Annotated in this window: 13 protein-coding genes and 2 pseudogenes; 8 read left to right on the top strand and 7 right to left on the bottom strand. The window is 35.1% G+C overall.

Features of this window, described 5'->3' with window-relative positions:
* Positions 1-87: 87 nt before the first annotated feature.
* Positions 88-471, bottom strand: a pseudogene (locus QRN68_RS07165) (ArsB/NhaD family transporter); the annotation flags it as partial.
* Between the two features lie 929 nt (positions 472-1,400).
* On the opposite strand from QRN68_RS07165, the gene QRN68_RS07160 reads away from it, so the two are divergent.
* Both QRN68_RS07160 and QRN68_RS07155 read left to right on the top strand, forming a co-directional pair.
* A complete protein-coding gene (locus QRN68_RS07160; protein ID WP_285396081.1) occupies positions 1,401-2,078 on the top strand; it encodes a DUF2642 domain-containing protein in 678 nt (225 codons plus the stop codon).
* A 247-nt stretch (positions 2,079-2,325) separates the two neighbouring features.
* Positions 2,326-2,574: pseudogene (locus QRN68_RS07155) on the top strand (cytidine/deoxycytidylate deaminase family protein); the annotation flags it as partial.
* 810 nt (positions 2,575-3,384) lie between these two features.
* Here QRN68_RS07155 and QRN68_RS07145 read toward each other — a convergent pair.
* The 6 genes from QRN68_RS07145 to QRN68_RS07120 form a co-directional block, all read right to left on the bottom strand.
* Positions 3,385-3,978 (bottom strand): hypothetical protein, encoded by a 594-nt coding sequence (locus tag QRN68_RS07145; RefSeq protein ID WP_285396080.1) that lies wholly within the window; start codon positions 3,976-3,978, stop codon positions 3,385-3,387.
* Between the two features lie 968 nt (positions 3,979-4,946).
* Positions 4,947-5,678, bottom strand: coding sequence for a hypothetical protein (locus tag QRN68_RS07140; RefSeq protein ID WP_285396079.1), 732 nt, complete (start codon positions 5,676-5,678; stop codon positions 4,947-4,949).
* 473 nt (positions 5,679-6,151) lie between these two features.
* Positions 6,152-6,943, bottom strand: a complete 792-nt coding sequence (locus QRN68_RS07135; protein WP_285396078.1) for a GNAT family N-acetyltransferase — start codon at positions 6,941-6,943, stop codon at positions 6,152-6,154.
* Entirely contained in the window at positions 6,936-8,735 is a 1,800-nt protein-coding gene (abc-f, locus tag QRN68_RS07130) for a ribosomal protection-like ABC-F family protein (protein WP_285396077.1), read from the bottom strand. The genes QRN68_RS07135 and abc-f overlap by 8 nt, the downstream gene beginning before the upstream one ends.
* A gap of 103 nt (positions 8,736-8,838) precedes the next feature.
* Positions 8,839-8,979, bottom strand: a complete 141-nt coding sequence (locus tag QRN68_RS07125) for an RAxF-45 family protein (protein WP_285396076.1) — start codon at positions 8,977-8,979, stop codon at positions 8,839-8,841.
* A gap of 434 nt (positions 8,980-9,413) precedes the next feature.
* Positions 9,414-10,442 (bottom strand): AbrB family transcriptional regulator, encoded by a 1,029-nt coding sequence (locus tag QRN68_RS07120; RefSeq protein WP_285396075.1) that lies wholly within the window; start codon positions 10,440-10,442, stop codon positions 9,414-9,416.
* A 223-nt stretch (positions 10,443-10,665) separates the two neighbouring features.
* Here QRN68_RS07120 and QRN68_RS07115 point away from each other — a divergent pair, with 223 nt between their 5' ends.
* The 6 genes from QRN68_RS07115 (at position 10,666) to QRN68_RS07090 (ending at position 14,560) form a co-directional block, all read left to right on the top strand.
* The gene (locus tag QRN68_RS07115) at positions 10,666-11,115 is read left to right on the top strand and encodes a LytTR family DNA-binding domain-containing protein (RefSeq protein ID WP_285396073.1); all 450 of its coding nucleotides are present in this window, start codon (positions 10,666-10,668) and stop codon (positions 11,113-11,115) included.
* A gap of 1 nt (position 11,116) precedes the next feature.
* Positions 11,117-11,521: a DUF3021 domain-containing protein gene (locus QRN68_RS07110; RefSeq protein WP_285396072.1), complete on the top strand. Its 405-nt coding sequence runs from the start codon at positions 11,117-11,119 to the stop codon at positions 11,519-11,521.
* Positions 11,522-11,526: 5 nt separating this feature from the next.
* On the top strand, positions 11,527-12,447 hold the full coding sequence (locus tag QRN68_RS07105) for an ABC transporter ATP-binding protein (protein WP_285396071.1): 921 nt from the start codon (positions 11,527-11,529) through the stop codon (positions 12,445-12,447).
* A complete protein-coding gene (locus QRN68_RS07100; protein WP_285396070.1) occupies positions 12,447-13,322 on the top strand; it encodes an ABC transporter permease in 876 nt (291 codons plus the stop codon). The genes QRN68_RS07105 and QRN68_RS07100 overlap by 1 nt, the downstream gene beginning before the upstream one ends.
* 124 nt (positions 13,323-13,446) lie before the next feature.
* The gene (locus QRN68_RS07095; protein WP_285396069.1) at positions 13,447-14,202 is read left to right on the top strand and encodes a DUF2087 domain-containing protein; all 756 of its coding nucleotides are present in this window, start codon (positions 13,447-13,449) and stop codon (positions 14,200-14,202) included.
* Between the two features lie 16 nt (positions 14,203-14,218).
* On the top strand, positions 14,219-14,560 hold the full coding sequence (locus QRN68_RS07090) for a GIY-YIG nuclease family protein (protein ID WP_285396068.1): 342 nt from the start codon (positions 14,219-14,221) through the stop codon (positions 14,558-14,560).
* Positions 14,561-14,621 lie beyond the last annotated feature (61 nt).

The following is a 14,621-nucleotide window of genomic DNA, read 5'->3' as shown; positions in this document are numbered from 1 at the left end:
ATGGCGAATCAGGGTGAAAGAAATCCTGGTGTTTCATTGGAACATAAATCATTCGCAACTGTATAATTTTGGTTAATCAACACGTGTGATAATTAATATTGGTATTGCTATTAAAATACTACCGTCATTATTAAAGAAGAGTGTCATGAGAAAGCATAGGAGATTGACATACCAGAATAATCGAATGCCAGACCCATTTGCTTTTTCAGTAAGCAGTTCTGCAACCCAGTTAAAGAACCCAAAGCTTTCTAATACAATCGCCATAACAATTGTAGCCATAATGGTAATCGCAGCATCACTGATTGTTTGTATAATTATAAGTAGATCTGTCATGGTTACACTACCGCAAAGTATTACAATAATAGCACCAACCAATGCAGGAATAGCTTCATTCATATTTCTAGGTCTCCAAAAAATGAAACCAAGAGTAACTAAAAATGTCAGTATTGTTATTATATCTAATGTTTGCATAGTATTTTCACCTTCAAGGAATTTTATTTTATTCTGAAAAATAACTTATTGTTAGACTAAAATACTAAGTTTTTCCCTCATACATTAGATTAGTGATGCCGTCGTAGTATAAATATGTAAAAAGTTAAAACTCCCTTGGTTTTATACCTATTTTCTCTAATATTTATACTAAATTACTCAAATATTAAAATAGTATACTGTAAAGCATAGGTTTGATTTACTTTCGTGGTATTAACATAAAAAGACATGAGTTCAAGTAAATCCGAACACATGCAATGTATTATTAAAAAAGTTTGGAATAAAGAGACTTCTATACTAGTAGTTAGGTCCCTAATCTCAACCGAACAAAAATAGTTATTCGTTATTAAACAATCAGAGGTGCTTTATCCTAAAAGGATGAACGCTTTTTTAGATAAAGAAACGATAAAGTAGACGCCCTATTTGATTAAATAATTCAATCGAAACCATTTAGTTTGTGGGTAATAGGAGAATGTTAACTTCGTGATGCGCTTTATCACAGTAAAGCCCCAAAAAAAATATTGACATAAAAGCAATTTCAAATGAATAAGTTGTGTAGATTGTAAAACATTCATGGGACTAATTAATACGGTATCTCTAACTAATTAGTCTTCCAACCGTGATGATTGGTACATTGCGATTATTGGATTGGGAACTAGAAAAATTACTTTTACGAGTTGCAAGTCTCGCAAATTGGAGGAGGCATCTGTGCATAATTGACTCCTATTGATACCCTAAGCAACACTAACTTTGATGTTTATTTTAAAACACGGAAAATTAGGGGATATCTTAAAGTTGCATCTTAATCATCCCAATTAGCTTAATGGCTGGATGTATTATAGATTACTTTATTCAGTTAGTATTTGTGGATAGTTTGAGTACTTGAATAGAAATGGAGGTAAATTTTAATTATGTTATTGCAAAGTCTAAATAAGGAAATTGTTATAATTAAACTCTCGGGAGGTAAGATACTAAAAGGTTCAGTAATTGACTCGGGTAGTGACATTATTGTTATTTATGATGGAAATATGTTCGTCTATTTACCAATCGACCATATTCAAACTTTAGAAATAGATTATAACAATGAAAATAATGTTCAACACCCTTCAGAAACATCGAGATATAATTCTCAACTGTCTGATAAGGACCTAACCCTTACAAATATACTTTCACATGCAAAAGGAATACATGTGGAGATTTTTGTAACAGGAAATCAAGCGCTACATGGGGTTATATCGTCTATTATGAATGATTATTTTGTATTTGAGTCTCCCATTTACAAAACAATGTTCATTTTAACAAAACATTTGAAATGGCTCAGTCCATATTCTAAGGATCAGTTTCCTTACGGAATAAGTGAAAATGAATTTTTAAGTCTGTCACCTCTTAACAATCAGTCACTAAACAATACATTCGGGTCTCAAATTGACCAACTTAGAGAAAAACTTGTTGTATTCAATCTTGGAAAAGAATTTTCCCATATAGGTAGAGTAATAAATGTAAAAGATCAAATTATTGAGATACAAAACGGGAAATCTAATTCAACTTATTTTAACCTTTCACATATTCAGACTGTTCATCAAGTGTAATAACTATGTACTCAGAAAAGGAGATGCTTCTAAGCCTCCTTCTCTGAGTATTTTTTATAAAACGCATCTATCTTGCTATGTACACCACCATTTCAGCGTAGGAAATGGTGTCCAAGATGAACTTTATTATGAATAGAGAATTTGTTGTTTTTAGTTTCCTTTTATCAAGGCTCTTTTCGTAAGGATTGTTGCTTTTGAAAAAGCCGAAAACTAATTTACTTTTTATGTTGTTTAGGAGAGATTAATTATGTTAAAAGCAATACCTTTAGAAGATAGAGACTATGAATTGATTAAAGAAGCGCAGAGAGAGTAATAGAACACAATTATACAGAAGACATCACATAGGTTCAGCGGTTAGGACAACTTCTGGTAACGTTTTTTCAGCTGTGCACGTTGAAGCGAATGTAGGAAGGATAACAGTGTGCGGAGGACAATGGCAATTGGCAAGTCAATTTCGGAAGGAGACCACGAATTTAAAACAATTGTAGCGGTTGCCTTTTTTGTTAAAGTTTTTGCACTAAACCAACTAATAGTTTATCGAAATTTTGATAAAAAAAAATCACTCGTGTCGATTATTCAGTTTTTTTTCAATCATAAGAGAGAGTTGAACATTCATATTTCCCTAAATTCACTTAAGTCATAAATAAAAGCCGAACTAATTATTCATATTAGTTCAGCTTCAAATCACTTAATAAAGTGTTACGCATTTATAAAAAATACTATTGTATGGATGTATTATAAATGAATGGACATACATATCTCGGTTAATTCAATTGAGCATAAGAGAGGACGTGTCCGACAATAAGTCTAAATAAGTAAAATAAAGAATTGAAACAAACAGTATTCGAGCTTTATCGCTCTGGTACACAGGTCAATCAACTAGTAACCAATATGATGTGTCGGAAGTCATAATTTATAAATGGATTAAATTCCTTTCTCCAATTGAAGGAACTAGGGAGTTAAGTGCTGTTGAAGGTTATTTGACGTAGGTTTTAGATTGTCATACAAAGAAATTTGTAGTGTATAAATTCGATCGTAAAATGGCGAGTGAACTGATTTAGAAACAATCGATAGCACAGTAGCAGCGCAAAATCCAGCACCAGAACTAATTGTACACACGGATTTAGGTTCTCAATATATACAAGTGAATCTTTTGGCGAGCGCTTACAGAAATACGAAATGATTCCGTCATTTAGCCTAAAAGGATGTTCCTATGACAATTCGTGCATCGAATCATTTCGTAATTGAACTATCCACATTCATTTTAGCTACCTTATGTTTTCATAAATTTATTATAAATCATACCTTACCTTCTTCGATTTCTCACATTTCTCCCTCTATCATTCACCGCTTTTTCATTTTTTTGTTTATTATTGTTTTCTGTCTTATTATTAGAGCTTTCATCACTATCATTTACTTCACTATTTTTATTTTCATTATTTTTTCCTTGATCTTTCTTTCCTTCAGCTGCTTTTTCACTAGTTGTTCCTAAACTAATATTTCGAACATGATACATTGCTAGACGAATAATTTCTTCTTTAGAGAAAATAGTAATATAATCTTCCGAAACTTCATCCATTATTCCTTCTAACATTTCTGGACCACCACGATTCACTTTAACCCAATGATGTCGTAGGCTACCTACTACTGTTTTAAAATCAGGTGCAAGTAAGTACGAATCTGCCGCTGGATCTTCAACATTAAATTCCATCCCATCTCTTGAGTTAAGAGTAATGCTTTTAATGTGTTGTGTTTTGTAATAAACAATCCCATCTTTTTCAGTTAATAATACAAAATGATCGTCTTCAGCAGCCATTAACTTTCCTATACGTGATTCAGGTCCTCCCCGATCCACTCTTATAACCCTATTCATTAACGTAAGTAGAAGATCTTTATTCATTCTTTTAGCCTCCTAATAGTATGGTCTTGTTATCTATATGTATCCTTGATTAATAGACCTATGCAAAATGCCCATTTAGTTTAAAATATGTAATGTCTAGGTCTAAGTCTAAATCAATAAAGAAGACTAACGATATAACAATATTCACCTTATCTGTTCAACTGTTACCACACTTTTTCATCATCTTTTTATACATAATAAAAGCCACACCCCATTGAATGTGGCAGAAAGATATCTACACCTGAAGTTATACAAAAACTCTCCAAAATTCTTGAAATTCCTTTTATGGATTTAATGACGAAAGCGGGATATGAAAAACCTTTTAGGCAAAGTATAAAAGACGTGAAGAGAAAGGTTGGGGCATAGATGAATTAGAGAAAAAACCTTTTAATTTTGAGTATGGCGAATCTATATTTATAAAGAAAATCACTTTGTCACAAATATAAAATCGTGAGATAAAAAATCCAAAATTTATTTGTTATCTCATGCTTTTTGTATTCCACCATTGGGTTTCTCAACTCTCGATTTGCAAACACCGCAAGCAGATTTAGTCAAATTTTTAGACACCTAATAAACCTGATCCGATTAGTTTTATGGATAAATGTATTAATTATGTTAATGGAAAGATTAAATTCTACAGAAGAAGTTGGAGAAACAAAAAAGAAATAGTATCAAAAATTCAAGTAGTAGAAAATAACAGCGGTTGGGTGCTAGTACCACTATACATGGATTACAGCGCACACACGCTACAATTTTGATGAATAATGATATTCCTGTGAAAGCCATTGCCGAACGATTGAGGTATACTCCCGAAATAATCCATACAACATACGGGTATGTATTGAAAGAAAATGGAAGATAAAATTATCGACATATAATTGACCGTGCTATTGGAAAATGGGCTAAAAGCGGGGCTAGCTCGTAGCTACCCCCGCTCAAACCGCATTATATAAGTATTAACAAAGCCTTTATGATTCTAATACATTTAAAATAGCATCAAGTTCATTAACAGCAAGATCTAGACGTTCCTTTGCCTCGATATTTTGCTGTTTTAATTGACTAAACTCTAACAAATTTTTCTCATGCTTTAATTTGATAGAAGACAAACGTTCAATTCGTGATTCTACCTTTTCAATCGCTTGCTCACAAACTGCTGTCCATAGCTTTTCTGAATGCTGCATTTCTGTTGTTGATGGGTTGTGTTGACGCATAATTCGTGCATATACTGCTTCAATTTGTTCAATTAATTCTGAGTAAAAATGTCGCTCTACACGAGTTGTTTGGAATGTTGGGTGCTCTACCTCTTTTGCATATGGGGTAATTTGACGTAGTAGCTTTCCAGCATTTTCACCGAAACCATGCGATAAATTCAGTACATTCATTAACTGTAATAGTAAACGAATTTCTTCTAGATTAATAAGCTGCGAATCAATGTTTTCCTTAATCTTTAAGGACTCCATAAAGCGTCGATCAAAGTGCTCAATTTCACCATTGCGTTGTTCTACTAAATGTTCACTTGCATTGTCTTTTAAGCTTTTAATATAGCGAATTGCGTGGCTTTTTATCTCTTCCTTCGACAGCAAGTCATTGTCTTGTTGTGGTTTTCCTCGTTGAACATACGCAAATGCATCCATTTTTTTGGGCCATTGTGCTGCTGGGGTTTCTTCTGAGACATTATAGCGTATATAAATTCCGTGCATTTCATATCCTCCAAGTCCATTAAACAAGTATCTCTAAAGACAATAAATCGAATACGCCATTTTTTCAAGTAAAAAACTTTTAAAGATTGAAAATCCTTCTTTTGAACAATAACTCAAAATTCCGAATAGTCAATTCAATCCAAAATTGCTCCATTTATTATAATAGAAATTTTACCACTTTACCTTGTCACAAGCTATGTTCGTACTATGTTTGAAACATATTTCAGGACTGAATCAATCCCACTAAAAAGTATCCATTTAAAATGGATGCAGAATTCGACGTTGTTATGATAAATCAGTGAGGGTTTTCTTCATCCCCCATTGATTATTAGTCTTCACTAAATAGGCTTTTACGGGCAGTTAATCTCCCTATCTAACTTTAATTCAGAGTAAAAAAATTTCGCTCTTTTCCTGTGGAATAATCTACCTTGGATCACGGTTCCACAGGAGTATGGCGAAATTTTTTATCTTAATTATGAATCTTGTCGTATCTCGTTAATACTTTTTCCCTCAGTAAAGGCATGAATTGATTTTATTTTGCCTACCGATTTGAAGTTTGCCTTGTCATAGACTTTTGCAACCTGTTCATTGATAGGCAAAATCCACAGATATTCTAAGCCTTGCTTTACTGACTCTTGTTGAATATGCTGTAAAATATATCCGATCAATCCTCGTCCTCGGTAACTTTCAATCGTCGCTACACTCTCAATTCTTCCTTGATTCCCTGAGATAAAAATATTGGCAGTACAGCAAGCTTTGCCATCCACTCTTAATAAATAATACGTAAAATGCGGAGAATGATAGGTTTTCTCAAAAGCTTGTTTGATTAATGCAGGCTCTCCAAATGTAGAAATACTCATTTCTACGGCTAATGCTTCCTCCATATTGGCAGCTGTTACACGTTCAATTTGTATGGCTGGATTTTGTGATAGTTGCGAGTATTCACCATTCCAACACTGTACATCATCTGTAAAACTTTCATATTGAAAGCCATGAATCTCTAATGCCTCTATGCATGACTGATTTTCCTCCACGTTGTATAAATACAATCTTGGGATGAGAGATTTTGACTGATAGTAGTCTTTTATGTTCTTTAAAAATATATTTGGCTCGACAACTTTCCTCCAAATGTGTGCATGATTGGCGTCGTAATAGGTTGGCATTTCCTTATTATAAAATAATACTCCTTCATTCCATGTTTCCATCTTACTAAAACTTTTAATATAATCAATATCTAGCTGCATGATGTGCTCAATTTTATGCATGCTCTGTTCCCCCCTCAATCCATTTTTCATATAAATCCTCTAGCTGCTGTTCAAACTTTTGACGTTGCTCCTTAGCAAGTGTTGGATCCTTTAATTTCATTTCGAGCTTTCCAATTTGCTCTTCAATCGGTAACTCTTTTTTAGCAGCATAGGTCTTTTCATGTACTTCCTTTATTACTGGTTCTTTAACTATTTCTAAACGTTTTTGCCTTGCCCATTCATAATCGCCTTCGAATGCTTGAATCGTTTGATGCTCAATCCATGCAACTTTTGTAAAAATCTTTTGTAAGAAATAACGATCATGTGAGACGCCAATAATTGTTCCTTCAAAGGACTCCAGTGTATCCTCTAATACCTCTCTCGCTTCAATATCTAAATGGTTGGTTGGCTCATCCAGCATTAATAAATTAATATCCTCATGCATTAACTGCGCTAGACGTAAACGCATCTTTTCGCCGCCACTTAAATCCTTTACTTTTTTGAAGACGTCATAGCCATAAAATAAAAACTGAGCAAGAATATGACGTGCCTCTGCCTCTGACACAGAGACGCTCTCACGGAAGGCATCTATTAAACGAATGGCAGGATTTTTATGCTCAAATTGCTGTGAAAGGTAGCCAATTTTCACGCTACTGCCGACATGACAGATACCTTTATGAGGTTCAACTTCACCTAACACCATTTTTAATAATGTTGATTTCCCACTACCGTTGTCACCAACAATCGCCAGTCGTTCTCCGAAGTAAACCGCTAAATCACTTTCCTTAAATAGCGGTTTCTCAAATGCATGGCTAATCCCCTTCATTTGAACAACTTCTTTGCCACTTCGCTCAGCCATCGTTAAAGCTAAATTCATTTTCTTTTTCGTTACAGGCTTCTTCACACGCTCTATACGGGCTAGTGCTTTTTCCATACTTTTAGCACGTCGATGTAAGGCAGCATTTGGCGGATTCGCTTCATTTGCCCATTGCTTTAAGCGTTTAATTGTTTCCTGCATTTTTTTTATTTTCTTTTGCTGTTCTTCATATTGAGCAAATTGCTGTTCAACCTTAGCCTCTTTTTGCTCAACAAATGCATCGTAATTGCCAATATACGTAAATGCCTCTCCATCTTCAATTTCAATTATTTTTTGAGCCATTTGATTCATAAAATGGCGATCATGTGATACGACAATAACGATTCCTGCAAAGTTTCGCACATAATTTTCTAGCCATTCAATTGCCTGCATATCTAAATGATTCGTAGGTTCATCTAATAGCAAAATAGAAGGATTACTCAAAAGGATTTGCCCAAGCATAACCTTCGTTTTCTCCCCACCACTTAAGCTACTAAAAGGTTGTTCAAGCAATGGCGTAATACCTAGACCGTTTGCAATCATCGCTAATTGCGCATCCATTTCATAGCCGCCCTGTAGCATAAACTGTTCCTGCACAAGACCATATTGCTGCAGTATCCTATCTGTTACCGCTAACTGCATTTCCTGCTCAAGCTTTGTCATTTTTGCCTTTAATGCATAGACTTCCGCAAATGCTTCCTCCAGCACTTCCTTTACGGATAACATAGGATAGTTCGGAATTTGATGAAGGTAGCCAACTGTCGCTTCCTTACTTTTTATAATACGTCCCTTATCCGGTGTATCCAAACCAGCTAATAACTGTAATAAAGTCGTTTTCCCACTGCCATTGACACCGACAATAGCAACATGTTCTCCTGTATTTACTTCTAATTGAAGCCCTTCAAATAATACGCTTCCACCAATAATTTTTTGTAGTTGTTCAGCTTTAATTTGCATCGTTTTATCCTCCAATGAAACGTGCGAAAAACATCTATAGACACAAAAAAGACTGCTCCATTAACAAGCAGTCTTTTCCTAAATAGTTTGTGAAAAAGAATGGTTAATCCGCTACGTTTGATATTTGATTTTGCTTAAAAATGGACAGACCTCTCCCGTTGTTCGCAAAATCGAAAGTAATTACATATGCAAAATACATAGCTGTATCTATATTTACACATGTTTTCGTAGCGTTTTTATTCATTCCTTTTCACCTCCGTTCATTATAGTTAACTTTATAATACCATAATTCAGGGAATTTGGAAAATATTTTTTTACTTTCAGGTTTTTATGAATATCCAAACATTTCTGGCTCATCACCAAACATATGCCATGTATTAGTTAATCTTCGTTCCGGCTGGGCGACTCCTTGGAGATTAGCATTACAGATGAGATCCTGCAGTGAGCATGTAGAGGAACGAAGAAGCTCCTTTCGTTCGTTTTATAGGAATACTTTGAAAATTTATCGAAACAAAATCTCATTTTATCGAAACTTTTTGGGCTTTTATCGAAACAAAATCTCATTTTATCGAAACTTTTTGGGCTTTTATCGAAAAACAAGCTCTTTCTATCAGACCCACACTTCTACCAATTTTCTTTTATCAAAATTTAAAGAGGCTAGTAAAGTCACCAGCCTCTTTACGTTTTCACTTTTCTCACAAACATTTTAACAAACGGTACAAGGAAAATAGATACGACCAACACTCTGAATAACTGAAATGCAGTAACGATTGTCACATTCGCATGAACAGAAGCGGCGATAATCCCCATTTGATCGAGCCCGCCTGGTACGATGCTTAAAAAGCCTGTCTTAAAATCAAGGCCGTACAAACCCTTCATGATAAATGTTAAGCCGTATGCCGCGCCAATAAAGACACCCGCCGATACAAATGCGTAAAACACATGCTTCTTCGATAAGTGTAAATCCTCTTTTTTCAATAATAGTCCAATGTAAATTCCAAGCATCAGCTGCGCAATATGAAGTAGTGACAAAGGTAATTTCGGAACATCCATTCCTGCTATATTAATGCCCATCAATAAAAACACCGGACCAAGCATATAGCCTGTTGGTATTTTCACCTTTTGTGCCAGCCACCCCGCTACCCCACACACAGCAAGTAATCCTATTAGGCTCCATGAATACGCTCCGTTGACAACTACACCAGTTCCCCCAGAGCCTGACACCATTAATGGTACAAAGCCGACAATTAAAAGAACCCGTAATATTTGGAAGAACGTTATCACGACCATATCCATATCCCCTTGCTCCTCAGCAAAGGCAACAACCTGTGACATGCCACCAGGTACACAGCATGTCAACGCAGTCGCAAAATCTAAATCCGCACGTTTTGCTACTACATAACTAACACAAAAAAACAGTACGATAAATATTACGTTTAATACAATCATACTTCCTATAAATTGCTTAATATCCTGCACCGCTTCTGGTGTAAACGCAAAACCAATGGAATACCCCGCAACGATTAAACCGAAATTACGAAAATATCTATGCCATTTCAATTGTACTTCCGTCGATAACTGCATAATTAGTACTGCTGTTATAGCACCAAGCAACCACGGCATCGGAATATGTAATAAATTAAATAAAATCGCACCTGTTAAACCAATACATAATGTTATAAACATGTGCTTGTCAAAAATAAACATAGAAGCAACCCCTCGTAACTGTATGATTCTATTATGCCGTGAACCTGCCTATTTTTCTACTTCATCACATTTAGCAAAGTCATATATAGTGAAAATTGAGCCTGTTATTTATAAAATTTAACCTCTTATCCAAGAATTTCTCCAACCCAATTTTTTCTATGCTACATTATTATTACCTGATTCAGTGTTTCTCCCTAACGGAGAGAAGCAAAGGAGGCCTCCAATGAAAATTCATATAACGATCAATAGCTCGCTGGATGAAACTGAGGTTCATATACATGCGAAGGAATACAACGAGCAAATTGAACGACTGATGAAGCAACTACAAGCTTCACAAACAACGATGCTAGATGGCTACTTTCAACAAGAAATTCATATGCTAAAAATTTCCGATATTTACTCCATTTACGCAGAGGGTGCAAAAGTTTTTTTGCAGACGGAAGAGCAGGAATTCGAGACGAAGCGTAAACTGTATGAGCTGGAAGCACAATTAGCGAAGGATTTTGTCAGAGTCAGCAAATCAACACTCGTCAACATTAATAAAATTGCCTCTATTCAAATGGGGAAAATCGGTTCAACAGAACTGATTTTAGAAAACGATGTATCCGTCCATGTTAGCCGGAAATATTTAAAAGAACTAAAACACCACTTAGGGATTGGGAGGGACTCATAATATGAATTTTATTCGCATGATGATTATCGGACTACTCATATCACTTAGCTCTTCCTACGTCTTAGTAACATTAAGTGTCCTATCTAATAACACTGTGATGTCAGGGCCGGAATTACTTGAACAAATTATCATCGCCGCTATACTTGGAGCTGTAATAGGTCTGCTGTCTACCATCTTTGATATTGAGCGTTTACCTTTTATTGCCCAGTTTATTCTACATGTAATTGCAGTTACGCTGTGTGTGATGATTGCAGGCTATTTCGGGGATTGGTTTGAACATTCCGGCATTACATCTATTTTTATAAGTGAAGCTATTATTTTCTTTATCGCTTGGTGCATTATTTATGTACTTCAAAAAAATGATATTGCAAAAATCAATCAAGAAATTCAAAAAAGAAAGGAATAAACAACATGACCTTTGCTATACAAGTTGAAAATTTATGTAAGCAATTTGGGGTTCATCAGGCCGTAAAGGGTATTTCATTTACAGTTAAGCAGGGCTCCCTCTTCGCCTTTTTAGGTGCGAATGGTGCGGGAAAATCAACGACCATTGAAATACTCTGTACATTATTAAAAAAATCAAGCGGTATGGTTACAATTAATGGCTATACCCTTGATGAAAACAAAGACAATGCTGAAATTCGAAAATCCATTGGTGTCGTTTTCCAGCAAAGTTTACTAGATGAACGATTAACGGTACGGGAAAATATACTTCACCGTGGTAAAACATATGGCTTATCGAAAGAGCAATTGAACGAAAATTATCAATTCGTTTCAACATATTTGCATTTAGAAGATATAGAAAAGCGCAAATACGGCACTTTATCAGGTGGTCAAAAAAGGCGTGCTGATATCGCTCGCGCCCTGATCCATCGACCAAATATATTGTTTTTAGATGAACCGACAACTGGTCTTGACCCACAAACGCGGCAATTCGTTTGGCAAGCCATTAAGCAGCTACAGCTAGAAACAAACATGACGGTTTTTTTGACAACGCATTATATGGAGGAAGCGGCAGTCGCTCATCAAGTCATCGTTTTAAAGCAAGGAGAAATTGTTGCTGAAGGGACACCAGATGCTCTTAAAACAAAACACGCCTACGATTCAATGGCGCTTGTTTTTCATCATAATTCTGAAGGGATAAAGTGGCTTGAGGAAAATGCTATCTCCTATACAGAAAAGTTAGGTATTTTCTCCATCCGAGTCGAATCCACACTTCATGCTTTAGCGCTATTAAAAAAAGCAGAGCCACTTATTGCTTCGTTTGAGGTAATCAAAGGTACTATGGATGATGTCTTTCTTCATATTATGGACGAGGGTGGTGCAGCTTAATGGAGGCATTATTTAGCTTAGTAAAACGAAATAACAAGGTTTTCAGACGTGATAAAACACAAGTCTTCTACTCGCTGCTTTCTGTCATTATTGTCATTGTCCTATACGCAGTATTTCTTCAAAAAATGCAAGTAAATGCAATTGAAGAAGCGACAAAGGCTACTCCAACTTTAGTAACGATGGTCAATGAATGGATTGTCGCTGGTTTACTTTCTATGACCGCTGTTTCTTCTACACTTGCTGCGTATGGCATTGCTGTTAGGGATCTTGAATCTAAAGCGCAAGCTGATTTTCTCACAGCCCCTATCTCTCGAGCAACCATTCAATTTAGCTATGTATTAAATGCCTTTATCATTGGCTGTATCTTTTCCCTTATCGCCCTTATTGGCTGTGAAATTTTTATCGCAACAACTGGCGGTGAGCTACTAAGCATTGGAGATTTAATAAAAGTAGTAGGAATATTATTTTTATCTGTGTTACTGGCCAGTGTTTTTAATCTTTTTCTTGTGTTGCTCGCAAACACTCAACATTCGTTTTCAACTCTCAGTACAATCGTCGGTACGGCTCTCGGTTTCTTATGTGGAGTTTACGTACCGGTTGGTGCACTCCCAACCTTTGCTCAAAATCTTATTATGTATTTCCCTATTAGCCATACAACTTTACTATTACGTAATGCCTTTATGGAGAGCTCAATTTCCAAGGTTTTCGAAGGTGCGCCTGCCTCACAGGTGGAAGACTATAAAATAATGTATGGTATTGTCTATGACCTTCATGGAAATATTCTAAGTATATCAACAAGTATTATTATTATTTTCGTCACAATTATTGTGCTAGCTATTTTATCTATCAATATTTTTAAAAAGAAAAATAAATAAACACTTTCGCACATCGTTTATTAAATGATGTGTTTTTTATTGATTTTATTCAAACAATTTGTTATTTTATATATAAATAAACAAACAAAATAATTATTCGTTTGTTTTTTCAGGAGGATATCCAATGGATGTAAATGAATTATTTTGGCAAGCTCCAATCCATGACATTAAAAAAGGCTACATTGATGAAGCAACACACTTCACTTGTTTGCTTTGCGGGGAAAAAATTGAAAAGGGTATTATTTATCCATATGAAGGCGTACTCTACGAGGCAGAAAAATTTATGCAGCGTCATATTACTGCTACACACCAATCTGTATTTCATTATTTAAATAGTCTTAATAAAAAAATGACAGGACTAACTGATCATCAAAGTCATATTTTACGTTTATTTTATGAAGGAAAAACTGATCAAGAAGTTAAAGAAGAACTTGAAATTGGTAGTGCTACAACGATACGTCATCATCGTTTTGCTCTTAAAGAAAAGGAACGTCAAGCGAAAACTTTTCTTGCGATGATGGAGTTATTAAAAGAACAAAATCAAAAGGAAGACAGCTTTGTACCAATTCACAAAACGGCTACGATGGTTGATGATCGCTATAATATTACGATTTCTGAAGAACAGCAGCTACTTGAAAAGTACTTTCCAAACGGTATTGATAAGGGGCTAGTCCGCTTTCCAAAACGTGAAAAGCATAAAATTGTAATACTCCGTGCAATTACCAAGATTTTCAATGAAACAAAACAGTATTCAGAAAAAGAATTAAATGAGATGATCCAACCAATGTATAAGGACTATGTGCAAATACGTCGCTATTTAATCGAATACGGCTTCATGGACCGGAAAGAGGATGGCAGTGCCTACTGGGTAAAAAAATAAGAAAGCAGGGTTTCCAATGGACCATAAAAAAGAATTAAAGGAAATGTATAAAGAGATAAAAATCGAAGCTGGCGTTTTTACAATGACCAATAAACAAAATGGTAAAGTGTTTGTAGGCAGCTTCAATAATTTAAAACGCTTAAACGGCTTTCAATTTATGTTAAAAACGAAAACACATACAAACAAAGAGCTACAAGTTGATTACAACACTTTCGGCAATGATGCTTTTGATATTGAAGTTGTGGAATATTTGAAGAAAAAAGAAAAGGGCTATTTCGATCCAAAAAAAGAGTTAGAAAAGCTGGAACAAAAATGGCTCGACACGCTTCAGCCATTTGGTGAACGTGGATATAATTAATTACATTAACAGGTGTGTTGATTAACCATTTTTATCCACCCTAATTAAATTAGAAGGATCT

It is taken from the genome of Lysinibacillus sp. fls2-241-R2A-57, assembly GCF_030209535.1.
In the GTDB taxonomy this organism is placed as follows: Bacteria; Bacillota; Bacilli; order Bacillales_A; family Planococcaceae; genus Lysinibacillus.
This window is presented reverse-complemented; position numbering and strand designations above follow the sequence as displayed.

Excerpts from the sequence above, each read along its gene's own strand:
- QRN68_RS07160 (WP_285396081.1), top strand. The coding sequence starts at position 1,401 with ATGTTATTGCAAAGTCTAAATAAGGAAATTGTTATAATTAAACTCTCG.
- QRN68_RS07145 (WP_285396080.1), bottom strand. The coding sequence starts at position 3,978 with ATGAATAAAGATCTTCTACTTACGTTAATGAATAGGGTTATAAGAGTG.
- QRN68_RS07140 (WP_285396079.1), bottom strand. The coding sequence starts at position 5,678 with ATGCACGGAATTTATATACGCTATAATGTCTCAGAAGAAACCCCAGCA.
- QRN68_RS07135 (WP_285396078.1), bottom strand. The coding sequence starts at position 6,943 with ATGCATAAAATTGAGCACATCATGCAGCTAGATATTGATTATATTAAA.
- abc-f (WP_285396077.1), bottom strand. The coding sequence starts at position 8,735 with ATGCAAATTAAAGCTGAACAACTACAAAAAATTATTGGTGGAAGCGTA.
- QRN68_RS07125 (WP_285396076.1), bottom strand. The coding sequence starts at position 8,979 with ATGAATAAAAACGCTACGAAAACATGTGTAAATATAGATACAGCTATG.
- QRN68_RS07120 (WP_285396075.1), bottom strand. The coding sequence starts at position 10,442 with ATGTTTATTTTTGACAAGCACATGTTTATAACATTATGTATTGGTTTA.
- QRN68_RS07115 (WP_285396073.1), top strand. The coding sequence starts at position 10,666 with ATGAAAATTCATATAACGATCAATAGCTCGCTGGATGAAACTGAGGTT.
- QRN68_RS07110 (WP_285396072.1), top strand. The coding sequence starts at position 11,117 with ATGAATTTTATTCGCATGATGATTATCGGACTACTCATATCACTTAGC.
- QRN68_RS07105 (WP_285396071.1), top strand. The coding sequence starts at position 11,527 with ATGACCTTTGCTATACAAGTTGAAAATTTATGTAAGCAATTTGGGGTT.
- QRN68_RS07100 (WP_285396070.1), top strand. The coding sequence starts at position 12,447 with ATGGAGGCATTATTTAGCTTAGTAAAACGAAATAACAAGGTTTTCAGA.
- QRN68_RS07095 (WP_285396069.1), top strand. The coding sequence starts at position 13,447 with ATGGATGTAAATGAATTATTTTGGCAAGCTCCAATCCATGACATTAAA.
- QRN68_RS07090 (WP_285396068.1), top strand. The coding sequence starts at position 14,219 with ATGGACCATAAAAAAGAATTAAAGGAAATGTATAAAGAGATAAAAATC.